At 56.5% G+C, this 22,711-nt stretch carries 18 protein-coding genes and 2 tRNA genes; 8 read left to right on the top strand and 12 right to left on the bottom strand.

The annotated features are described in order from the left end of the window. Positions 1-60 precede the first annotated feature (60 nt). A complete protein-coding gene (locus C811_RS12975) occupies positions 61-1,008 on the bottom strand; it encodes a D-alanine--D-alanine ligase family protein (RefSeq protein WP_016310121.1) in 948 nt (315 codons plus the stop codon). A gap of 71 nt (positions 1,009-1,079) precedes the next feature. Between C811_RS12975 and rlmN the strand changes: the two genes are divergently transcribed. Beyond that, a complete protein-coding gene (gene rlmN, locus C811_RS12970) occupies positions 1,080-2,153 on the top strand; it encodes a dual-specificity RNA methyltransferase RlmN (protein ID WP_016310120.1) in 1,074 nt (357 codons plus the stop codon). A 92-nt stretch (positions 2,154-2,245) separates the two neighbouring features. Here rlmN and C811_RS12965 read toward each other — a convergent pair whose 3' ends face one another. From C811_RS12965 to C811_RS12935, 10 genes are all read right to left on the bottom strand, one after another. Beyond that, positions 2,246-3,313 carry a ParB/RepB/Spo0J family partition protein gene (locus tag C811_RS12965; protein ID WP_022926625.1) on the bottom strand — a complete coding sequence of 356 codons (1,068 nt, stop codon included), beginning with the start codon at positions 3,311-3,313 and terminating at the stop codon, positions 2,246-2,248. Then, positions 3,306-4,160, bottom strand: coding sequence for a ParA family protein (locus C811_RS12960; RefSeq protein WP_337248305.1), 855 nt, complete (start codon positions 4,158-4,160; stop codon positions 3,306-3,308). Before C811_RS12960 ends, C811_RS12965 begins: the two co-directional genes overlap by 8 nt. A 246-nt stretch (positions 4,161-4,406) precedes the next feature. Beyond that, positions 4,407-5,081 carry a 16S rRNA (guanine(527)-N(7))-methyltransferase RsmG gene (gene rsmG / locus C811_RS12955; RefSeq protein WP_016310117.1) on the bottom strand — a complete coding sequence of 225 codons (675 nt, stop codon included), beginning with the start codon at positions 5,079-5,081 and terminating at the stop codon, positions 4,407-4,409. A 98-nt stretch (positions 5,082-5,179) separates the two neighbouring features. Beyond that, the gene (locus tag C811_RS12950; RefSeq protein ID WP_031325376.1) at positions 5,180-5,725 is read right to left on the bottom strand and encodes a Jag family protein; all 546 of its coding nucleotides are present in this window, start codon (positions 5,723-5,725) and stop codon (positions 5,180-5,182) included. 133 nt (positions 5,726-5,858) lie between these two features. After that, the gene (locus C811_RS12945) at positions 5,859-6,635 is read right to left on the bottom strand and encodes a YidC/Oxa1 family membrane protein insertase (RefSeq protein ID WP_016310115.1); all 777 of its coding nucleotides are present in this window, start codon (positions 6,633-6,635) and stop codon (positions 5,859-5,861) included. 29 nt (positions 6,636-6,664) lie between these two features. Further along, entirely contained in the window at positions 6,665-6,907 is a 243-nt protein-coding gene (yidD, locus tag C811_RS0103950) for a membrane protein insertion efficiency factor YidD (protein WP_016310114.1), read from the bottom strand. Continuing rightward, complete coding sequence (gene rnpA, locus C811_RS16335) at positions 6,891-7,274, bottom strand: ribonuclease P protein component (RefSeq protein ID WP_084811523.1); 384 nt, start codon at positions 7,272-7,274, stop codon at positions 6,891-6,893. Before rnpA ends, yidD begins: the two co-directional genes overlap by 17 nt. A 14-nt stretch (positions 7,275-7,288) precedes the next feature. Continuing rightward, positions 7,289-7,423 carry a 50S ribosomal protein L34 gene (gene rpmH, locus C811_RS16330; RefSeq protein WP_016310113.1) on the bottom strand — a complete coding sequence of 45 codons (135 nt, stop codon included), beginning with the start codon at positions 7,421-7,423 and terminating at the stop codon, positions 7,289-7,291. A 406-nt stretch (positions 7,424-7,829) separates the two neighbouring features. Then, entirely contained in the window at positions 7,830-9,494 is a 1,665-nt protein-coding gene (gene dnaA / locus C811_RS12940) for a chromosomal replication initiator protein DnaA (protein WP_016310112.1), read from the bottom strand. An 84-nt stretch (positions 9,495-9,578) separates the two neighbouring features. After that, a complete protein-coding gene (locus C811_RS12935) occupies positions 9,579-10,670 on the bottom strand; it encodes an ATP-binding protein (RefSeq protein WP_016310111.1) in 1,092 nt (363 codons plus the stop codon). A gap of 779 nt (positions 10,671-11,449) precedes the next feature. Here C811_RS12935 and dnaN point away from each other — a divergent pair. From dnaN to gyrA, 4 genes are all read left to right on the top strand, one after another. Then, positions 11,450-12,550 (top strand): DNA polymerase III subunit beta, encoded by a 1,101-nt coding sequence (dnaN, locus tag C811_RS12930; RefSeq protein ID WP_016310110.1) that lies wholly within the window; start codon positions 11,450-11,452, stop codon positions 12,548-12,550. A 96-nt stretch (positions 12,551-12,646) separates the two neighbouring features. After that, entirely contained in the window at positions 12,647-13,774 is a 1,128-nt protein-coding gene (gene recF, locus C811_RS12925; protein WP_051127449.1) for a DNA replication/repair protein RecF, read from the top strand. A 167-nt stretch (positions 13,775-13,941) separates the two neighbouring features. After that, positions 13,942-15,885, top strand: a complete 1,944-nt coding sequence (gyrB, locus tag C811_RS12920; protein WP_016310108.1) for a DNA topoisomerase (ATP-hydrolyzing) subunit B — start codon at positions 13,942-13,944, stop codon at positions 15,883-15,885. Between the two features lie 215 nt (positions 15,886-16,100). Further along, positions 16,101-18,692: a DNA gyrase subunit A gene (gene gyrA, locus C811_RS12915; protein ID WP_202612093.1), complete on the top strand. Its 2,592-nt coding sequence runs from the start codon at positions 16,101-16,103 to the stop codon at positions 18,690-18,692. Positions 18,693-18,807: 115 nt separating this feature from the next. Here gyrA and C811_RS12910 read toward each other — a convergent pair whose 3' ends face one another. After that, a complete protein-coding gene (locus C811_RS12910; protein ID WP_016310106.1) occupies positions 18,808-19,320 on the bottom strand; it encodes a bifunctional nuclease family protein in 513 nt (170 codons plus the stop codon). Between the two features lie 192 nt (positions 19,321-19,512). Here C811_RS12910 and C811_RS12905 point away from each other — a divergent pair. From C811_RS12905 to C811_RS12895, 3 genes are all read left to right on the top strand, one after another. Then, positions 19,513-19,589: transfer RNA gene (locus C811_RS12905), tRNA-Ile, on the top strand. Positions 19,590-19,701: 112 nt separating this feature from the next. Continuing rightward, positions 19,702-19,777: transfer RNA gene (locus tag C811_RS12900), tRNA-Ala, on the top strand. Between the two features lie 551 nt (positions 19,778-20,328). Beyond that, complete coding sequence (locus C811_RS12895) at positions 20,329-22,704, top strand: hypothetical protein (protein WP_016310105.1); 2,376 nt, start codon at positions 20,329-20,331, stop codon at positions 22,702-22,704. Positions 22,705-22,711: the final 7 nt, after the last annotated feature.

Here is a 22,711-nt window from a genome sequence, read left to right as displayed (position 1 = left end):
GGCGAGCGACACAGGCAAGAAGGCCCGAGGAGAACCTCGGGCCTTCTCTTTCCCCAAGGATTAGCGACCAGCAAGGGCGCTTTCAATCAGCCTGGTACACAACTCAGGGAACTCGATACCCGCCGCGCGGCCGGCATCGGGAAGCAGAGAGGTGGCGGTCATGCCGGGAATCGTATTGGTCTCGAGAATCCACGGCGTCCCTTCAGCGTCCAAGATAAAGTCCGAACGCGAAACGCCAGTGCACTCAAGGGCTTTGTGTGCCCTCTCGGCCAGATCCTGCACATAGGCCGTTGTCTTCTCATCAAGACGAGCAGGGCAAATATGCTGTGATCCCCCGGGAGCATACTTTGAATCGAAGTCATAGAATTCACCACGAGGCACGATTTCGATGATGGGGAGGGCATGCGGATCCTCGTTTCCGAGCACAGCAACGGTAATCTCCGTGCCCTCAATAAATCTCTCGACGACAACGAGGTCATCAATCTCGTGCACGGCTTCTATGGCGCTGGCAATCTCCGCCGCGCCCTCGACGATATAGATGCCAAGAGCGCTTCCCTCAGTTGCCGGCTTCACCACACATTGCCCATTCATTTTCTCAGCAATGCTCGCCGCATCGTACGCCGCTCCGCGCTCAAGGTATGTGAAAGGAGCTGTGGGAATACCTGCCTGAAGATAAAACAGCTTAGACTTGGCTTTGTTCATCGCCGTCGCGCTCGCCCACACCCCCGGCCCTGTGTAGGGAAGCCCGATCGTCTCTAGGAAACCTTGGAGGCACCCGTCCTCTCCCCCCTTGCCGTGAAGACAGAGAAACGCAACGTCGAAGTTTCCATCGATAAGTTTCTTCAAGTCTTCCCTCGAAGCGGGGTCGAAAGCCTCAACAATAAAGCCGGCCGCCCGGAGTGCCTCACCGGCACCCTCACCCGAAGCGAGGGAAATCTCGCGCTCGCCGCTTGTTCCGCCAGCCAGCAGCGCCACACGGATCGACGAAGGATCTACAGTTTGAGCCATGCGTGCACCTTTCAAGACGAAGAATATCTGAGATAGAGTATATCAGAGGGTCGATTGTCTATAATGGGCCCATGAACAACCAACTTATAAAACTCTCCGTCGATGAGCTAACCACGCTTATGGAAACCTGGGGATTCCCCCGGTTTCGAGCGAAGCAGGTCTACGAATGGATCCACAAGCATCACTGTCCCTCCGTTGATGCCATGACGAACGTTCCGCGGGCTGTGCGAGACAAGCTCGCTCAAGCCTTTCCCTCGCAGGGCCTATCTGTTTTCGACCGGCAGATTTCAGCTGACGGGACGCGAAAATATGTTTTGCGCTTAGAGGACGGTCTTCTCGTCGAAACAGTGGGGATGCCCGTTTTCAAGGAGAGCGGCCTCTTGAGCCGTCTCACCGTCTGTGTGTCATCACAGGTGGGCTGCCCTATGGCTTGCTCTTTCTGCGCAACCGGAAAAGAGGGACTTGGCCGCAACCTATCTGCCTCCGAGATCATCCAACAGGTGTCGCTGGTTCAGAAAGACTTCGACGCGAGAGTGAGTAACGTCGTGGTCATGGGCCAAGGAGAGCCTTTTCTCAATTACGAGGAAGTGATTGACGCCCTCAAGCTCATGAATGCCTCTGACAACCTCAATATTGGAGCGCGACATATCACCATTTCCACCTGCGGCCTTATTGATGGAATCCATCGGCTCTCCCTCGAGCACGAGCAGTTCACCCTTGCTGTCTCTCTGCACTCAGCCGTCCAGGAAACAAGGGATCAGCTTATGCCGCGCGTTTCCCAACAACCGCTCCCGCTTCTGAAGAAAGCCCTGGAATCTTATATTGAGAAAACCCGTCGGCGCGTGAGCCTCGAATACCTTCTCATACAGAAGGTAAATGACTCCGAAGCGGATCTTCAGGCTCTTATCCGCTTCTGCTCGGGCCTTCTCTGCCATGTAAACCTTCTTCCCATGAACGCCGTTGAGGGGGCTCCCTATCAACCCTCTAGCATGCAAACTATCGGGCACTGGACCAATGAGCTGGAACGCCATTCCATCGAGGTAAGCATGAGGAAGTCTCGGGGAAGCGATATCGCAGGGGCTTGCGGGCAGTTGAAGAACAAGCTTGTTTCACGTGAAACATCTCACAATATCCAGGTTATGTAAAACAAATTTCTTGACCATTAACCCATGGGAAAACAAGAAGGAGGCTGTTTCACGTGAAACAGCCTCCTTCTTTACATGGCGAAAACTTCTCTTTAATCGTTTTCGCTTCCAAGAATCTCATGGATGAGCCGCTGGAGATCCTCTTCATCCTTAAACTCAATCTCGATCTTGTTTTTCCCTTTAGCAGACTTCACGCGAACATTGGTCTTAAGTGTTTCTCGGAGCGTTCTCGCCACCGTCTTGTACACCGGAGGAAGAGAGGGGCGCGCAGTTGATGACGAAGCATCTCTCTTACCGGAAAGGAGCCGAGCGAGATTTTCTGCTTCGCGTACCGTGAGCGACCCTTCGATAATTTTCTCCGTAAGCTTCGCCTTACCCTCTGCAGTGGGTACCGAAAGAATAGCGCGAGCGTGACCCGCTGTGATCTTTTCCTCATACAAAAGCTGCTGTGCTTCTTCGGGAAGATCAAGCAAACGTAGCGCATTTGCCACAGTGGATCGACCCTTAGAGACTGCTTGAGCCACCTCAGCCTGCGTCATGGAGCGCCGTTCCATCAGTCGACGATAACCGTAAGCCTCCTCAATGGGATTGAGATCGCTTCGCTGAATATTCTCGATCAGGGCAAGCTCAAGAGCCTGATTGTCATCGACATCTTTGATGCGAACAGGAACCTTCTCGAGACCGGCAGCTTTAGAAGCCTGCCAGCGGCGTTCACCAGCGATGATCTGATACGTCCCGTCGTCCATTCTGCGAACGAGTATCGGCTGCAAAAGACCATCTTTCTCGATAGAGTTCGAGAGCTCTTCGATCTCCTCTTTCTTGAACTGCGTGCGCGGCTGATCGGGGTTGGGAGCGATCTTTTCAATCGGAACCTCGTCAGTACTCCTATCAGAGTCATCGACCGCGTCCGATACATCAGTCAAAGACACTACCTCACGGGGAATTGGCTCCGAGAGAACAACCCCGCTCAACTCCTCCTCGATGGCAATTGCAGCTGGACGAGTCGACACAGGAGCCTCACGAGCAGCCTCCTCCTCGACCTCAATCGTTACTCGCTGACGCTCCGGAGCCGGAGCCGCCGGCGCAGGTGAATCATAGGTACCGGGAAGCAACGACCCCAATCCACGGCCGAGACCGCCACGACGCTCAGGCTTAGCCACGTGAAATCACTTCCTTCGCAAGCTCGATATAAGAGAGGGCGCCACGCCCCTTCGGATCGTATTGAGTGATCGGCTGACCAAAACTCGGAGCCTCAGACAGTTTAACCGTGCGCGGGATGGGGGTTGAAAACACCAAGCGCCCGAAGTATTCACGCACTTCATCGACAACCTGCTTAGACAACGTTGTCCGGCTGTCATACATAGTCAGCAAGATACCATAGATATCGAGCGTCGGATTAAGCCGAGATTTGACACGTTTCATTGATTCAAGAAGTTTTGTCACACCTTCAAGAGCGTAGAACTCGCACTGGATAGGAATGAGCAGCTTATCCGCTGCGACCAATGCATTTACCGTAAGCAAACCCAATGAAGGAGGGCAATCAACCAAGACAAAATCATAACGGCCGCGCATACTCCCGACAGCATCCTTCAATCGATTCTCTCGGGCCATCTCGGCTACAAGCTCTACTTCCGCACCGGCAAGATTGATGGTGGCAGGAGCGATATCCACTCCCTCGGTAATATCGGGAATGATGACGTCCTCAATGGGGACGTCATTCAGCAACACATCATATATGCACTGTTGAATCAAGCTCTTCTCGATACCCAGACCGCTTGAGCAGTTGCCCTGCGGGTCAAGGTCGACAAGGAGAACCTGCTTTCCCATCTCACCGAGGGCTGCCGCCAAGTTAATAGCCGTCGTTGATTTACCAACTCCGCCCTTTTGATTGATAATGGCAACAATCTTCGTATTGCCAATCACATGGCGAACAGGAGCCTTGTCCTTGTACGACTTAAGAGGCTGCATCGGTATCGCCTCATAAGAGGAGCCTTCCCGTTCGCGGATCTGAACCTCAACCTCTTCAATATCCCTCTCGAGATAAGAAGTCTCCTCTTCTAGAGGAGGGACAGCATCTTGCTCCTGGGAAGCGCGCGCGGCGTCGATAGCCTGATTTTGTTTCGATTCTCGTTTTAGACCATCAAAGAATCCCACAGGAACCTCCTTCCTTTAATGCCTGACAGTATAGCATCGCCATTGACGGGAGAAGCCCTCTTATCGTCTATAGGGAGAAGTAATGTTTCATGTGAAACACTACTTCTGCGGCTTGAGGGGATTTCTCTGCGCCGCTCCAATCCGACGTGGTAGCTTGACGAGCGACTTACCCACTTTTTCAAAAGCAACAATAGTGCGCTTGGTCTCCCCGTCACTCAACATCACCTCTCGTATCGATATCAAGCGCATGCCGAGCATACTCTCGACACATCGGGCCTCTTTGAGTTCCTCCTCGGATAATTGTGCTTTATAGCAGACGAGAACTCCCCCTTTCACGAGCAATGGGGAAGCCAATTCGAGAAGAGCACCAAGTCGGGCGAGAGCGCGGGCAGTCAGAACGGAGAACGACTGTGGCTGAGATAGCGCCAACTCCTCAATGCGCCCACGGTACGTAGATACTTGCTCGCCAATTCCAAGTTCATCCAAAGCTGAGTCCACAATAGCCATCTTCTTTTTAACGGAGTCCACAAGAACAGTCTCGCGTCCTGTTGCCAAGGCTATAGGCACCCCGGGAAAACCTCCACCGGACCCTAAGTCGCCATAACGGCCGGCAGGGGCTCGGTTGATCTCAGGTAGACCCACCCAGGAGTCTTCCAGGTGAAGGATTTCAGCTTCCTCACGAGAGGTTATACGCGTGAGATTCGTCCTCTTGTTTGCCTCTAGAATAAGATCAAGGTAACGGCGAGAAGTATTCTCGGCGCGAGCAAAATCCATAGCAAGCTCCTCCTCTCGAGTATCAAGAACATCAATTCTAAAAGAAAGGGAGCGTCCAACGGGGCGCTCCCTTGAAAACTCGCTGAAAGAAGACGAGGTTAGCAGGGAACCACAACCACGTGCCGAGCAGACCCCTCACCTTCAGAGACCGTCTCAACACGGTCGTCGTCACGCAGAGCTATGTGGATAATGCGGCGCTCATAGGGAGTCATCGGACGAAGCCCAACCTTGCGATGCTGACTTGCTGCGCGGTTGGCTGAGGAGTGAGCGATCGACTCCAATTTCTGACGCTGCCGGTTCTTGTAACCTTCAACGTCAACAACAACCGGATAACGGAACCCGATGGTTCGCACAGTGATCATAGACACGATAAACTGCAGCGCATCGAGTGTCTTCCCGTGACGGCCAATAAGAACAGCCATGTCATCGCCGCTAATATCGAGGATAAGCTCTCCCTCGTCGCCCTCGTACTCGTCGATAGTCACTTCGCCGACATTGAAGTAACGGAGGATATCCTGAAGCGCTGCGATAGCCGTATCGGCAATGTTGTCGAGCATCTCATCGGTGACAACCAATTCGTCTCCATCGGAACCAGCTGCTTCCTCCTGTTCGGAAGACTCCTCGACTACAGCCTCCTCGGTAATCTCCGTATCCTCATTGAATTCTTCGACCATAAGGAGCTCCTTTCCTCTTCGAACGACTCCGCAGCGAAGCCTTGGATCTGCGGGCAAACAAAAGAGCATGTTTCACGTGAAACATGCTCTCAAACAATAGGGTTTAGCGCTTCTTCTTAGGGCGCTTTTTCTTCTCCTTGCGCTCCACGTTGACCTCAATGGGTTTTACCACCAGCGCTTCCTCCTCCTCGCGCTTCTTGTCCTGTGCACGACAACGAGCAAGCGTCAACTGGTTCTGGCCAATGCCGATAACCGAGGAGGCGCCCCAGAACAAGAGCACGCCAGCGGGGGAACCCCAGGAGATCCAGAGCATCATGATGGACATAATGCCGCCCATCATGAGCGTCTGATTCTTCTGCTGGGTGTTCTCTGTCTTAAGCTGCTGGAGAACCATGGGCAAAAACGTTGCACCAGCGAAAATCACCATGAGGATCAGATAGGGGATGAAGGTCCCGAACCCTTCCGCAAAGGCTCCAGATGGCGTCTGAACCAAGTTGGGGACAAGGTTGTAGAACGAATAGCTCGTTTCCCCCACACGATCGCCCATCTCGCGAAGCACCTGAAACAAAGCGATGAAGATCGGCATCTGCAGCAACATGGGCAAGCAACCAGCAAGAGGGTTGAACTTCATCTCGGCGTAGATCTTCTGCATCTCCTGAGACTGGCGCGTGGGGTCATCGGGAAAGCGATCCTTTAGAGCCTGGATTTTCGGCTGAACCTTCTGCATAGCGTAATTGGACTTCGCCTGCTTATGCATCAGGGGGGCCACAATGATGCGGAAGATGATCGTCACGATGATAATCGCGAGGCCCCAGTCATGGCAGAAATTGTAGAAGAACTGAATGACATCGAAGATCCAGTCCTTGAAGATATCCCACATAGTGTTTCAACCCTTCTTAATCCGACGACCTACGGCACGGGATCGTATCCGCAGGGGCCGCCGGGGCGGCATTTTAGTATCCGTTTCACCGTCAGCACAAACCCTTTGCGGAAACCATAGCGCTTAAAAGCGATCAGGCCGTATTCCGAGCAGGTAGGAACAAACCGGCAGGCAGGCGGAAGCAGGGGGGATATAGCCATACGGTAGAACATGATGAGGCCTACGGCGAATAAGGTCGGAACCTTCTTTGCAACCTCAACGACCTTCTTCATGGGCACGGTCCTCCCTACAGGATTCCAATCGGCGCTGCACCTGCTCGCAGCTTCGTGAAACATCCTGATAAGACGCCCTGCACACTGCTCCCCGCGCGAGAAAAATAACGTCTTTTCCCGGCCAGGGACCCCCCATCTCGCCGCAGAGGGCACGCATACGCCGTTTAGCACTATTGCGCCACACTGCATTGCCCAACTTCTTTCCTGCAATAAAAGCAACACGACCGCACTGGTCGTGTTGCTCGTCTGCACCTCGTTGTGTGTCCGAGGCCCGCTCTCCTACGATAAACGTCACATACGGTGTCTTGATCCGCTTACCAGAGGAAAAGAGCTGGGAGATTTCAGTGCTGGAGGTGATAGTTTCCACGCCTGATTTCTTCCTTAGACGGTGAGACGCTTACGCCCCTTAGCACGACGGGAAGCGAGAACAGCGCGGCCGCCCTTGGTGGACATGCGGGCACGGAAGCCGTGGCACTTGGCGCGCTTGCGTTTGTTCGGTTGATAGGTGCGTTTCATTGTTTTCTTTCCCTTTCATGGTTCAAAGAATAGCTTTCAAATTATATACCACAGACAAACCCTGTCAACGGGGAACTCTCGGTGAAATCGTAAAGGCTATTAAACCCCGTCGGCGAACGTGTCGATGTAACGTCTTCCACCTTACCCGAACACTCACATCGAGAGGGATAGCTTTTGCTCCTTTTCTTTCTTAAAAGGATAGTGGTGGTAATAAGCATGGTGGATTGGCTGAGAACTTGTTGTTCTCGCAGGTCGATCAAGGAAACAGTATGTGCCAAACCCGTTCGTTTCCTGTACCTGCAATCCACTATTTTGGGAAATCCGGCCCGTCGCCCTCTTTCCCGTCGTGGATAAAACCGGAGTTATGCCCACCCTTTCCAGTGTGAATTCGCCTTCTACGCACCGCTTACTCACTGTATTCGCTAATGATCTTCTGGAGTGCCTCAATCTCCTCCTGCACGCCTCGGTTGTCCTTCAGCATCTCCTCGACGCTGGCTACCGAGTGCATGGCGGTGGAGTGGTCTCGGTTGAACTTCTTTCCGATATCGTTATAGGGCAGATCGAGGAGCTGCCGGCATAGGTAGATAGCGATCTGACGTGGGTACACGACCGATCGGGAACGCTTCGGGCCCACGAGGTCACTTCGGCTCACCTTGAAGAACGATTCAACAGCACGCTGGATGTCCTCAATGGAGAGGTTCCGCGACGGTCCCCCCGAAAAGTGATTCTCCAGGAGCGTGCGCACTTCCTCGACGGTCATGTCTGCACGGTTGAACAGCATCATCTGGTAGATGACCTTGGTGACGGCGCTTTTCAACTCGCGGATGTTGGAGCTCGAATTCTCGGCGATGTACATCTGGATATCGCTGGCCAGGGTGAAGTTGCCCAACCCCTCGCTCCGGCTGTACTCGTCGGCGAACGATTTGACAATTCCGAGCTTCGTTTCGATCTCGGGTGGCTGGATGTCAATCACTCCGCCAGCGGAGAAACGCGAATAGTAGCGCTCGTCGATGCCGATGTTCTTCGGCATGCGATCCGCCGAGAGGACAACCTGCTTCCCCTGGGCGGTGAGGGTGTTGAACAGCTGGAAGACGATATCGAGGGTCTGGGTTTTCCCCTGCAGGTACTGTACGTCGTCGATCAGCAGTACGTCCGCTTCCTCGTAGTAGGTCTTGAAATCCTTGTAACTCGATTTCTCTCGGTCGTGAGCCCGCGCCGCCTCGACATGCTTGGAGAGAAAGTCGGCCGAGTCGGCGTACACCGTGCGCATGCCCGGCCGTGTTTCCTCAATGTAGTTTTGAATCGCCCGCATGAGATGAGTTTTGCCCAATCCGCTCTTTCCATAGATGAACAGGGGGTTCAGCGGGCTGCGGCCAGGGGATTCGGCTACCTCGACGGCCATGGAGTAGGCCATGCGGTTTGAATCCCCAATGACGAAGTTGCCGAAGGTCAACGAGGAAGTGGAGCAGCTGGGTCTTGAGGCGCCCCCTGTTGCGGCTTCTGGCGCTGGTTGAGGAGAGTAATGGTCGATCACGGCCGCTTCATCGTAGGGGGGCATATAAGGTTGGGGGGCTGTCGACAGCGGAGCGGTGCCCATAGGGGAAGAGGGTGGGAGGGGTGTTGCCCGCCCAAGCGCCCCTGCCTGGCCCGGCGCCGGCGCGGGGGGCACTGCCGGTGTTGCGGCCGCGCCCGTTGCGGGCGGGGCGGGGGGCACTACCGGTGTCGTAACCGCACCTGCCGCCGGTGCCGTAGCCGCGTTGCCGGCGGCGGGCGCGGTTACGGTTGCCGATGCGGCTTTTCGGGCTTCTTGGGTCGGGTCCACTGCTACGGCCACGACGAACTGAACGCCCGTCAAGTCGCGCAGCGCTCGTTGGATGGGCTCGACGTAATGCTGTTCGACCCACGACTTGATGAAATCGTTGTCGGCGGTCAACATGAGGAAGGAGTCACTCATAGCCTGGGGTTCGAGACGCGAGAAAAAGGCGCTCACCTGGGAGGCGTCCATGTCGGCATAAGAGCTCACTTGGGCGCTGATGGCCCTCCACTGTTCATTGAGTTTCTCGCTGTCCATACTTGTTCCCTTTACCGTTGCTGTCTGCCTGCTTGGCAAGACGCGTGCAGTTTATTCTAGCAAAAACAAACGCTCGGGCCGTTGCTACAGGTTCTGGGCTACCTGCTGGCCGTAGGGCGTCAGCGATCGCTGCTTGCCCATCTTTTGAATCAGCCCCGCTTGCTCGAGCCGTTCGAAGGCGTAGAATACGGTATTTGGCTTGCCGTCAGTGAGCTTCGCCATCTCGGTGGGTCCGAGCGGCCCTTCAGAGGCGAGCATCTTCAAATACAGTCGCTCCTTCTCGTTCAGCGCCGGTGCGGGCATTGGGGGCGCCTGGCCGTAAGCCGGCGCGCTGCCGTAAGGGGGGTAGGGTGCGGGGTAGGGTGCCGCACCGTAGGGTTGTCCAGCGGTCGGGGGGTAGGTGGCCTGGGGGTAAGGCTGCGCCGCTGCCGTGCCATAGGGATTGCCCGCTGCGGGGTAGGGAGATGTCGGCGGGCAAGTGACCGGCGCGCTATAGGGATAGGCCGGCGCCACTGTTTGCGCGGGGAACACGCTGCCGCTGGCTTCCGGAATGGGCACACCGGCCTGCGGCGCACCGTAGGGGGTCATCGGAGCCTGGATTGGAGCTTGGAACGGATCTTGCCGGCCGAGGCCGCTCTTGTCGAAGGGCTCCTCGAGCTCCTCGTCGGCTCCTCGGGCGAGGCTGATCGTGACGACGGCCCCCGTCCCCAGATTGTCCTCAATAGTAATGGTTCCGTGAGAGGATTCGAGATACTCCCGCACGATGGGGAGCCCCGATCCTACTCCGCGAATGTAGTTTCGCATCGGCTCAACTGCGGAGGAGAATCCGGGCATCTGGGCTTTCTCCTTCGAGGGGATGCCAGGCCCATGGTCGGCGAAACTGATGGTGTTACCATGATCTCGGATTGTGACGAGCACTTCCTTAAATTGAGCGTGAATGAAGTTCTCCGACACCTCGCGGATGACCGTATAAGGGATAGACCCCCCAGCCTCGCGGGCGTACTCGTAAATTCCGCTGGCGAGAGACTCGATGTAAGTTGCCGTGTCCGCCGGTTGCACTTTGACGACCCGCGGGCCGCTGAGCAGGTCGTCGTAGATAGCGATGTTTCCCACCGTATCGACGAACGAATAGTCGAAGGGGGCGTTGGGGCTCTGCGAAGGGGGCTTTGTTTCCATGGTGTTCAATCTCGTTCCGTGGTGTCCGTTTCGTATTCAATGTTTTTCGGAAGAAATTCACCGCCATTGTACCGTGTTTCAAGGCAATGCACGCAACTTATCAGCTGTTTTCATGGCCAGTGGTGAATAATCCACCATTAGTTCAGTATTTGTTGAAAACTCTTCAATAACTCACCTGCGTTTTTCACCAAGATTCATAGTTATGAACAAAAAATTCAACGAAAGTGGAAAACATTGAATAAAAGGGGATTCTCAGAGGGAGAGCAAAGGACATCATGGTGAAAAACTTTGAAGAAAATTCTTGACAAAAGGGGATAACTTGTCTTTTCTGGTTGAATCTGACAGGAAGTTCCTCTCGTTTAGAGAGTGTGTGGGTAAAGAGCGAACATTGGTATGAGACTTCGATCCCTGAATATGAAGAGAATATATTTTACCTGATCACAGGTGGTTTTATAAGTGGGTTTAGAAGGTTCTAAACGGCTCTTTAGCTGCTGTGGGCAAGGAAGGATGTTTTCCACTGAGGTTGAAAACCGCGCATCCCCCGCCTCGTTCTGGGAAAAGGTGGAGTTTTCCACAGTTTCCACCATTGGGTAAGTGGAAACTTTGCTTCGTCCCTCCACGAGGGTGATCGACACGTTGGTGTGCGCCCATGCTTCTGCCGAGGAACCTCTTCTTTGAATGCTGCAGTCGGCAAGCGCAGCGGTATAATATCGCCACTTTACTCTCGTGAGATCACTACGGTGGTGTGCATTTTCCCGTCTCCAAGGAAAGGTTCTGTCGTGAAGCTGAGTATCAACCGCACCGAGCTTGCCAATGCCCTCTCGATCGTGTTGAAGGGTGTGTCGACCCGTTCAACTTTGCCGGTCTTGTCGGGCATCCTCATCGAGGCGACAGGTGACAAGATCGTTTTGCAGGCGACCGACCTGGAGCTCTCTATCCAGTACTCTGTGGCAGCGCTTGTCGAGGAGGAGGGGCGGACGGTAGTCCCGGGCAAGCTGTTCTCCGAGATTGTGAAGAACTTGCCTGACGCCGCCGTTCATGTTGAGGCCACCGAAGATCAGGCGTTTATTACCTGCGACACCTCGTCGTTCTCCATCCGTGCGCTGAATGCCGAGGATTTCCCCGGCTTCCCCCGCGTGGAGACTCATCAGCGTATTGAGATCCCGTTCCAGCAGTTCTCCTTGATGGTGAAGCGCGTATCGCGTGTTGTGTCGAAAGACGAGAGTCGCGCCATCCTCACCGGTGTGCTCATCACCCTGGAAGGCGGGGTGCTGCGCATGGTGGCGACCGACTCGTATCGGCTTGCCATCACCGATGCTGCCCTGCCCGACGCGACAGCCGACGAGTTCCAGGCGGTCATCTCGGGTTCGTTCCTTTCGGAGATTGCATCGCTGCCCAAGACCGAATCTCCCGTCTCCCTCGCTCTGGCTGACAATCAGATTGTGGTGACATGCGAGGATACCGTGTTCATCAATCGTCGCATTGAGGGTAATTTCCCCAACTACAAGCAGCTTCTGCCCGACTCCTATACGACGCGCGCTACTATTGAAGTGGATAAGCTCGTGGCTAGTGTGCGCCGCGCTTCCTTGCTCGGCTCGAACGCTTCGCCGGTGCGATTCGATTTGAATGCTGCCTCCCAGACCACGCAGCTGACCGCCGCCTCTCAGGATGTGGGTAGTGCCCAGGAGATTCTCGCTTGTACAGTGGAGGGTGAGGATGTGGAAATTGCCTTCAACTATGCCTATGTGCTGGACGGCCTCGGATCCATCGCCACTGACGAGGTTTACCTTGAGGTGCAATCTTCCCTCAAGCCCGGCATCTTCCGCGCCCTCGCGCCCGAGAATTTCCTCTATCTCGTCATGCCGGTGCGCATTTCCTAAGAATATGTTTCACGTGGAACGCTTCCTTGTCATCTGTGGAGTTGCCCTTTGCCTCAGTCATTCCAACGGAAGATCGGCTGAGAAATGTCGCTGAGAGTGGAGCAGCTGACATTTCGGAATTTTCGCAATTACGACCAGCTGCATCTATCGAACCTGGGAGACATCACGGTGTTCGTCGGGGAGAACGGAATCGGAAAGACCAATATTGTCGAAGGGGTTCAGCTGCTTACTGCGCTGACATCGTTTCGCCATAGCACCGCCGAGCACCTGATTCGCCATAGCTGCGACTCAGCGCGCTTGGAGGCGCGGGTATCTGACGGCAATCGCGACCTGACCGTCGAGTTGCTTTTAGATGAAAAGGCGCGAAAGTACCGTCTCAACGGCAAGGCAAAGCGCTCGGCGGATCTGAAAGGGCTCGTTCCCTCAGTCATCTTCACCCCTGACGACCTAGAGTTGGTGAAAGGGCCGATGACGGCGCGCCGGACGGCGGTAGATACACTGGGATCGCAGGTGAACAAGAATTTTCACACGGTTCGCCGCGACTACGAGAAGGTGGTTCGGCATAAGAATCGACTCTTGAAGGACGATGCCGATTCGGCGCTGGTCGCCGCTATTGATGAGATGCTCGTTACAGTGGGCGCGCAGCTCACGTGCTACCGTGCCGCGCTGTTTGCTCGCCTGCAGGGCCCAATGAGCGAGAAGTATCGGCAGATATCGGGTGGCCGCGAGCTGCTTGAGACGGTATACGCTCCCTCGTGGGCCTCAGCTGACATTGACTCATTGTGTGATGGGGTTCGAGCAAGAACCTTCACGCGTGACGAGGCCCGCGCTTCTTTATCTGCGGCGCTCGAGGCGCGCGCGGCCGAGGAGCGTCGTCGTGCTCGCGCTCTTGTTGGCCCCCACGCCGACGGAATCACCTTTCTCCTTGACGGAAAGAACGCCTCACTGTATGCGAGTCAGGGCCAGCAACGTTCCATTGTGCTCGCCTACAAGCTCGCCGAGGCGGCAGTGATCGAGGAAATCCTCGATCAGAAGCCCGTGCTTCTTCTTGATGATGTGATGAGTGAGCTGGACGGCCGGCGCCGAGAGGCACTGGTGGAGGCGATGGAGCGGGGAAGCCAAACGTTTATCACTACTGCGAACCTTGATTATTTCGACGAAAATATGCTTTCCCGCGCAAACGTGGTTGAGCTGCCCTACAAACCGCAGGCAGTGGAAATATGATATTTTCCCCATAAGAGATTAAAACTACCCCTTAAACAGCGCCATACAAGCCATTCTCAGACCTCTTTTTGAAACAACGGTATGTTTGATTGGTTAGCCATGATATAATCGACGTTCAGTCAGCGCTCGCATCGGGCGCATTTTCTATGTAGAGCGAAGGAGTGTCAGTGGCACAAAAACCAGATCATTACGACGGTTCTGACATTCAAGTCCTTGAAGGGCTTGAAGCCGTTCGCAAACGCCCCGGCATGTACATCGGCTCCACCGGCCCCCGCGGCCTGCATCACCTGGTTTACGAGGTGGTCGACAATGCCGTGGACGAGGCCCTGGCCGGTTACTGCGATACTATCGAGGTGTGGATCCATCCCGATAATTCCATTTCGGTCAACGACAATGGCCGCGGTATTCCCGTGGACAAGCATCCCAAGGAGAAAATCCCCACCGTTGAGGTGGTGCTCACCATCCTGCACGCCGGCGGCAAGTTCGGCGGCGAGGGCTACAAGGTGTCCGGCGGCCTGCACGGTGTGGGTGTGTCGGTCGTGAACGCCCTGTCCACCAAGGTGGAGGTGCAGGTGCGCCGCGACGGCAAGACCTACGAGATCGATTTCGACCACGGCAAGACCAATAACAAGCTGCACGAGGTGGGCCCGGCGAAGAATACCGGCACCATGGTGACCTTCTGGCCCGACCCGGCCATCTTCACCGAGACCACGACCTATGACTACGACACCCTGGCGGCCCGCTTCCGCGAGATGTCGTTCCTCAACAAGGGCTTGAAGATCATCCTTCACGACGAGCGCGTGACCGATGCCGACGGCAACCCCCGCACCGAGGTCTTCCAGGCTCTCGGCGGCATCGTGGACTTCGTGAAGTTCATCAACGATGGCAAGGAGACCCTGAACAAGCCCATCTACTTCGAGGCCGAGAACGCTGACGGTACCGTGGAGGTGGCCCTGCAGTGGTCCAGCTCTTATTCCACCAATTCGGTCATGGCCTTCGCCAACAACATCAACACTCACGAGGGCGGTACGCATATGGATGGCTTCAAGCAGGCCATCACCCGTACCATCAACGACTACGCCCGCGCTAAGGGACTGCTGAAGGAGAAGGACAACAACCTCTCCGGTGAAGATGCCCGCGAGGGTCTGGCCGCCATCATCTCGGTGAAGCTCCATGATCCGCAGTTCGAGGGCCAGACCAAGACCAAGCTCGGCAACACCGAGATTCGCCCCCTGGTGCAGAACGCCGTGACCCAGGGCCTCGCCGAGTATTTGGAGGAGAATCCCACCCCGGCCAAGCGCATCATCGGCAAGGCCACCCAGGCCCTGAAGGCCCGCGAGGCCGCCCGCAAGGCCCGCGAGATGACCCGCCGCAAGAACGTGCTCGACTCGTTCAGCATGCCCGGCAAGCTGGCCGACTGCGCCAGCAAGGATGCCTCCCAGTCCGAAATCTTCATTGTAGAGGGCGACTCGGCAGGTGGCTCCGCGAAGCAGGCCCGCGACCGTAAGTTCCAGGCCATCTTGCCCCTGCGCGGCAAGATCCTGAACGTGGAGCGCGCCGGTCTGCATCGCTCGCTGTCTTCCGAGACCATCAGCTCCCTCATCACGGCTATCGGCACCAACATCGGCGAGGACTTCGACGCCGAGAAGGCCCGCTACCACCGCATCATCATCATGACCGATGCCGACGTGGACGGCGCGCACATCCGCTGCCTGCTGCTCACGTTCTTCTACCGCTACATGCCCGAGCTCATCAATCTCGGCTACATTTACATCGCCCAGCCGCCCATCTTTGGTCTGAAGAAGAAGAACTCCCGCAGCACCAAGGTGGAGCGCTATATCTACGACGAGAAGGCCCTGTCCGCCACGCTCGCCGAGTACGATGACCCGGGCAAGTTCGACGTGCAGCGCTACAAGGGCCTCGGCGAGATGGACCCGGAGCAGCTGTGGGAGACCACTATGGAGCCGGCCACCCGCACGCTTCTGCAGGTGAACATCGACGACGCCGTGGAAGCCGAGCGCGTGGTAAGCGAGCTCATGGGCGACCAGGTGGAGCCCCGCAAGGAGTTCATCCAGAAGCACGCCCGCGACGTCCGCTTCCTGGACATTTAAGGAGAACCTAAATGGCAGATTTTGAAGACGAGAACTTCGACGCCGACGAGCAGTCCGGGGTAGAGGCCGCCGAAGAGGACGCGCTGTACCTGGCCGAAGAGGTCGACACCGACGACGAGGGCGACGAGGATGCCGAGATTGCCTCGGCCTCTTCCACCCTGGATGAGGAGCACGCCGTTTCCGAGGAGGAGCGCGCTCGCTCTATGATGGTGGACATGCCGAACCCCCACGGCTCTATCATCGAGGGGGCCAACGGCGGCGAGGGAACCACGGTGCGCGCGGCGTTTCTCGGCAAGGAGATGCAGACCTCCTTCCTGGAATATTCCATGTCCGTTATCGTGTCCCGCGCCCTGCCCGACGTGCGCGACGGCCTGAAGCCGGTGCACCGCCGCATCCTGTACGCCATGAACGAATCGGGCTACACGCCGAGCAAGCCGCACATGAAGTCGGCCCGTACCGTCGGCGACGTGATCGGCAAGTACCATCCCCATGGCGACAGCGCTGTGTACGACACCATGGTGCGCCTGGCCCAGCCCTTTAGCCTGCGCCTGCCGCTGATCGACGGCCACGGCAACTTCGGTTCCATCGACGGCGATAGCGCCGCCGCCATGCGTTACACCGAGGCCCGCCTGGACAAGCCGGCCATGGAGCTGCTGCGCGACCTGGACAAGGAAACCGTTGATTTCCAGCCCAACTACGACGAGAGCTTGCAAGAGCCCACGGTGCTGCCGGCCCGTTTCCCGAACCTGCTGGTCAACGGCTCCAACGGCATCGCTGTCGGCATGGCCACGAACATCCCGCCCCACAACTTGGGCGAGACCATCGATGCCACCTGCCTCATGATCGACAACCCTGAGTGCACCACCGAGGAGCTCATGGCCGTCATGCCCGGCCCCGACTTTCCCACGGGCGGCCTTATCATGGGCAAGAAGGGCATTTTAGATGCCTACGAGACCGGCCATGGCAACATGACCATCCGCGCTAAGTGCGAGATCGAGGAGAAGAAGAACGGCCGCTCCTCTATCGTGGTGAAGGAAATTCCCTACCAGGTGAACCGCAAGCGCCTGCTGGAGAAGCTCGGCGAGCTCGTGCGCGACAAGAAGCTGCCCGAGATCAGCAACATCCACGACGCTGCCGACCGCAAGGGCATCGATATCATCATCGACTTGAAGTCCAACGCCATTCCGCAGGTGGTGCTGAACAAGCTGTACAAGCACACCCAGTTGCAGGTGGGCTTCGGCGCCAACATGCTGGCCCTGGTGAACGGCACCCCGCGCGTGCTGTCGCTCAAGGAGATCCTCCACTACTACATCGAGCACCAGAAGGACGTCGTCACCCGTCGTACCCGCTACGAGCTGGCCAAGGCCGAGGAGCGCGAGCACATCCTCGAGGGCTACATCATCGCGCTGGATAACATCGACGAGGTCATCCAGATCATCCGCTCGTCCCAAACGGATAAGGAAGCCGCCGCGCGCCTGACCGAGCGCTTTGGGCTCTCCGAGAAGCAAACCAACGCCATCTTGGAGATGCGCCTGCGCCGCCTGACCGGACTGGAGCGTGAGAAGATCGAGGAAGAGCTGGCCGAGCTGCGCGAGAAGATCGCCTACTACAAGCGCATCCTGTCCGACGAGAGCCTGCTGAAGCAGGTCATCAAGGACGAGCTGCTGGAGATCAAGAAGAAGTACGGCAATCCCCGCCGCACCCGCATCACCGGTGAGGCGAAGGATATCGAGGTGGAAGATCTCATCGCCGAGGAGAACATGGTCGTCACCATGACCAAGGCCGGCTACATCAAGCGCCTGCCCGTGAGCACCTACCGCCAGCAGAAGCGCGGCGGCAAGGGCATGCAGGGCGTGAACCTGAAGGACGCCGACTTTGTGGAGCACCTGTTCGTGGCCTCCACCCACTCCTACATGCTGTTCTTCTCCACCAAGGGAAAGGTGTATCGCCTGAAGGTGTACGAGATTCCCGAGGCCAGCCGCCATGCCCGCGGCACGGCCATCGTGAACCTGCTTCCTTTGGAGAAGGGCGAGTCCATCTCGGCCGTCATCGCCACGAAGGACTTTCCCGCCGAGGAGTTCCTCATGTTCGCCACGGCTCAGGGCAACGTGAAGAAGACCTCCATGGACCAGTACGACCGCACTCGCCGCGATGGGCTCATCGCCATCAACTTGAAGGACGATGACGAGCTCATCTCGGTGAAGCGCGTGGCCAAGGGCGAGAAGGTCATCATGGTGTCCTCTGCCGGCAAGGCCATTCTGTGGGACGAGTCCGAGGCCCGCGCCATGGGCCGCGGAACCATGGGCGTGCGCGGCATGAACGTGCCCGCCGATGCCCACGTACTCGGCATGGAAATTGCCCGCCCCGGCACCGACCTGTTCGTGATCACCGAGAAGGGCTATGGCAAGCGCACGAAGATCGAGGAATACCCCGAGCACCATCGCGGCGGCCAGGGCGTGTACACCATTACCATGACTCACAAGAAGGGCTTGCTTGCGGTTATGAAGATCGTCGGCGCCGACGACGAGATCATGATCGTATCCGAGGAGGGTGTCATCGTGCGCACTCCGGTGAAGGGCATCTCCGAGCTTGGCCGTTCCACCCAGGGCGTGAAGGTGATGAACGTGGCCGACAAGGACAAGGTTTGCGCCGTGGCCATTTCCTCCACGGGCAAGAAGAAGGCCAAGAAGGAAGGCCCCGCCGACGAGAACCAGCTTGACCTGCTGGACGAGGAGAGCACCGACGGATCCTTGGCCATCGACGACATCGACGGCGACGAGGGAGATGTCGAAGCGGCTGAGGAATAGCTGCTGCGCACTTTGTGTGCTATAATGCGAAAACTAGCAAAGCCCGTCGTTGGTAAACGTGGAGCGGGCGGAGCGGGTTACTAACTGAGGGGACTAGTTGCTGCTAGTCCCCTTTTTATAATCCTTCAATACCTCCGAAATCCTCAGGTGATATATGGTCGAGGAAGGTTTTGAACTCGGCCAGCTCCGCCTCGGTCTGCTGCTCTCCCCGAAACAGGAAGGGGAACGAGGCAGAATCGAGCACTGCTTCCTCAATGTAGAGGGGCGCGTCCTGGCGCAGTGCGAGGGATACGGCGTCGCTCGGTCGTGCGTCGAGTGAGATGAGCCGCCCTGCCTGGCTGAGAATCAGATGGGAAAAGAACACCTGCCCGCGCGCTTGGTATATGACGACAGAGTCTATGCGGGCGTCCAGGTTGGTCAGCGCATCTAGAAACAAATCGTGGGTCATCGGGCGCTCCAACTTTACATGTTCAAGGGCCATCCCGATTTGCGCCGCTTCGGTTGGCCCCACCCAAATGGGAATAATACGCGATTTTCCCGCCGGCGAGTCCTCCACAGGCTGCAAGACAAGCACTGAAGGCTGTGTTGGCCCCGCTACAACCAAGGTGAGTACTTTCAGGGGAACCATCCCGACCTCCTTGCTTCTCCTTAAGCCGTTACCGAGGAAAAGAGCTGACGCTCAAGGCTGATTTCAGCGCTTCTTGCCTCTTATTTTCCCATGTTTACCGCTCGCGGCTTCGAAAATGAATTTTGCAATTCGGTAAAGTTTTTTCTTGACCTACCGCATTATTCATCGTAAGATAATCAAGCACTTTTTCAAGGGCCCGTAGCTCAGTTGGTTAGAGCGCACGCCTGATAAGCGTGAGGTCGCTGGTTCAAATCCATTCGGGCCCACCATTACTTTGCGATAAACGCTCCACCGTGAGCCGAGTTAGCCGGTGGAGCGTTTATTATATTCTGGCCCGAATTGGGCTTGTTTCATCTGTAGTGGAAGAAAATGTGTTGTCACGGGGCATTAGCTCAGCTGGGAGAGCGCGGGCTTTGCAAGCCTGAGGTCAGGGGTTCGATCCCCCTATGCTCCACCAAGTATTTCAGAAGCCGGGTCGTAAGGCCCGGCTTCTTGTGTGAAGAGGCTTCTGGAAATCGAGTCCCCCGTGACGGGAGTAGCCTAGCAGGATGTCTGCGCCCGCGCCCACGGGGTCGAGATAAAGTAGACCTTCGTGGCAGGGCTTCCGCAACGTTGATTCGCCGCTACCCGATATCCGTCTCTTTACATCCACTACCGTTTACCCTCGAAAAAGTAACAAAAAGGCAACCGCTTACCTAATCTTTAGGCTCTCATTAGATAGTCAAATTGCCAAAACGCCTGACAAACAGGCAAATCTCACTATTCTTATAATCGTAGGGAAAACCCTGCGCTGCGGTTGTTCGCTTTTAGAAGAATCGACAACTGGACAATAGGTTGTTGACCCGACTACAATAGCGATCAAGACAGCACGATGTTTGGGAGTCATCAGGAGAAATACCCCAAACATCAAAGAGGAGAGTTTCGTTCGCGCGTTGGGGCTGTGGCCTCGCGCGCGTACGCGCGTATGCAGCTTAAACGGAGAACGTGAGAGAAGCAGAGGAGACGGAAGTGAAGAAGAGTCAGACTGCGGTTGCAGCCATGAAGAAGGGGAGCCTTGGCCGCACTATGCTCGCCTGCGCCCTGGCAGCAACGCTTGCCGTGCCCATGGGCACCGGTCAGCTTGTCGGCCATGCTTTCGCCGATGATGTTGTGGCAGATGCTCCGGCAGAAACCCCTGCTGTTCACGCTGATTCCCAGGACAAAATTGTGGTTCACGGTGTCGATTTCATGACGGTGAATGCTGCCGATGGCCTATGGGACTTGTTCCGCGTTGAGAACGGGGTTGGTAAGAACATCTATCTCGAGGTTGAGAAGGACGGCTCTCTTATTGCTCCGCGTTTCTCGTACCAGATCGTCAAGGGTCAGGATGCCGATGGCGAAGAAGCAGCTGATTACGCCGGCAATGCCGACTCTAGCCGCATCGCTCAGATCGTTTCGCTGAGGATCGGCGATATGTCCGCCAGCAAAGAGGCTGCTTCCCGAACGGTTCAGCAGGTGTTCGCTGACCCGAACAACTTCCCCAGCTACACAGTGAAGGTGTACGACGCCAAGCGTGGTGGGTCGGTTTTGTATGAGGGCACGATTTGCCCGGTATACGCGAAGCTCGTCGGGATTGATGGTTCCGAAGAGTGGAAGGTTATGGGCATTCGTACCGTCGGCGATCAGGATCAGTATGCCGACACGATCGGCGCAGGGTCGGTGTACTACAAGAATGTCACCGATGCTAACCCCCTGGCCTTCCGGTGCGATACCACCAACGCTGCCGGCGAACCTACGGTAGCGAGGGCCGAGAATGACAACGAGTACGTGGTCTCGTACCAGCAGGCAGAGGCAGGCGCTATCTCCGGTGCTCTTAAATATGTGGATGCCGATGGCAACATTGTTGACACTGAATTGGTCGAGAACATCGGCACCGGTAAAGAGGTGGCTATCAAGAAATCCTTCTTCAAGACCACCGAGAACAGCGAGACGGGTACGGCCGAGACACGCTACTACCGTGTCATCCAGCGGTTGAACGGCACCACGGTGACTCTTACTCCCGAGCAGGCCACCAAGCAGGTGCGCGTTATGGAGGTGGAAAACGCCAAGGCTGGCGCTTATCAGGTCACTATTAAATATGTGGACGAGAACGGCAATCTGCTGTGGTCCGATGCTGTGGATGTGAAGGGCAAGGGCTACCAGTATACGCTGCCGAATTCCTTCTCGATGAGTGCGGTGGCTGCCGCCAACAACGAGGTTACCACCGACCGCGAGAAAGGCAGCTGGGGTGTGAGCTACTATACGCTCGCGTCATGGTCGATTGCGACGAATCCCTCTAACGACAACGAGGCCATTCAGGCTCAGAGCAGTGAATCCACAGAAGACGATCCCGTGGTCAGTTTCGATGCGGGCGAGTACCCCGCCGGCCGCACAGTGACGGCGGTGTATCAGTCCCAGGCCACCACTAAGGAAGTGAACCTTACGATTGTTGAGATCAACGGTGAGACCGGTGCCACTATTGATAAGGTGAACTACACGGTCACCCCCGAGCAGTCGGCTACCTACACGCCTGCGCGCAAAGGCAACATGGTTCCGTGGTCGGGCAACATGGAGCCTATCACCTACGCTTGGGAGGATCTGGAAAAGGGCACCGATGTCCTGCAGTATGTCTACTATGTGCCCGAGGACTACATGCCGGAGGCGGCCTACGACATTACCGTGCAGTATATGAACATCGCGAACAGCCAGATTCTCCGTAGCGAGACGATTACGGTGGATCCTGCTTCCAACGATTACGTGAATATTCTCGGCGAGGGAACCTTTGCCGTGGGCTCTGACACCTACGTGCGTCTGGCCGGTCAAGAGACGGCTATCCGCCACGCCCCGTTCTCACCCGCGCGCACCTACACTATTTACTATCGCGATGTGAATGACGAGCTGAGCGCCAACATTACCATCCGCCACACGCAGATTGTGGAAACGGATCGCCCCTCGGCCACCCCGGCCCAAACCCTGAATGCGGCCCCGGTGGCTACCACTATTGTGAATGCCCCAGCTGGGGAAGCTGCCGAAGGCGGCGATGATGCTGGTGGTGCCGACGCCGCAGCGCCTACGGGCATTGACGTGGGTGTTGGCACCGGCGATGGCGAAACAATCATCAACGACGACGACAATCCGCTTGCTAACATGGCCGGGCAGGACACCGCGACCGAGCGCACCATCGTAGATGATGAGAACCCGCTTTACTCGGGTCTCGCCCAGGACGCGACTGCCCTTGGCTCGTCTATGGCCATGGCTGTGGCAGCCGGGGTCATCGTTCTGGTGGGCGTCGGAATCTTCCTCTATGGATGGATGCGTCGTCGCAGGAAAGAAGACCAGACCGCAACCGATTCGATGAACGCCTAAAGGGAGG

This window comes from Adlercreutzia caecimuris B7, from assembly GCF_000403355.2.
GTDB classification, from domain to species: domain Bacteria; phylum Actinomycetota; class Coriobacteriia; order Coriobacteriales; family Eggerthellaceae; genus Adlercreutzia; species Adlercreutzia caecimuris.
The sequence above is the reverse complement of the archived record's forward strand: the minus strand, read 5'-3'. Positions and strand labels throughout refer to the sequence as shown.

Bases quoted from the DNA above. Each gene is read 5' to 3' on its own strand.
- C811_RS12975 (WP_016310121.1), bottom strand. From the start codon at position 1,008: ATGGCTCAAACTGTAGATCCTTCGTCGATCCGTGTGGCGCTGCTGGCT.
- rlmN (WP_016310120.1), top strand. From the start codon at position 1,080: ATGAACAACCAACTTATAAAACTCTCCGTCGATGAGCTAACCACGCTT.
- rsmG (WP_016310117.1), bottom strand. From the start codon at position 5,081: ATGGATTTTGCTCGCGCCGAGAATACTTCTCGCCGTTACCTTGATCTT.
- C811_RS12945 (WP_016310115.1), bottom strand. From the start codon at position 6,635: ATGTGGGATATCTTCAAGGACTGGATCTTCGATGTCATTCAGTTCTTC.
- yidD (WP_016310114.1), bottom strand. From the start codon at position 6,907: ATGAAGAAGGTCGTTGAGGTTGCAAAGAAGGTTCCGACCTTATTCGCC.
- rpmH (WP_016310113.1), bottom strand. From the start codon at position 7,423: ATGAAACGCACCTATCAACCGAACAAACGCAAGCGCGCCAAGTGCCAC.
- dnaA (WP_016310112.1), bottom strand. From the start codon at position 9,494: ATGGACAGCGAGAAACTCAATGAACAGTGGAGGGCCATCAGCGCCCAA.
- C811_RS12935 (WP_016310111.1), bottom strand. From the start codon at position 10,670: ATGGAAACAAAGCCCCCTTCGCAGAGCCCCAACGCCCCCTTCGACTAT.
- gyrA (WP_202612093.1), top strand. From the start codon at position 16,101: ATGCCGAACCCCCACGGCTCTATCATCGAGGGGGCCAACGGCGGCGAG.
- C811_RS12910 (WP_016310106.1), bottom strand. From the start codon at position 19,320: ATGGTTCCCCTGAAAGTACTCACCTTGGTTGTAGCGGGGCCAACACAG.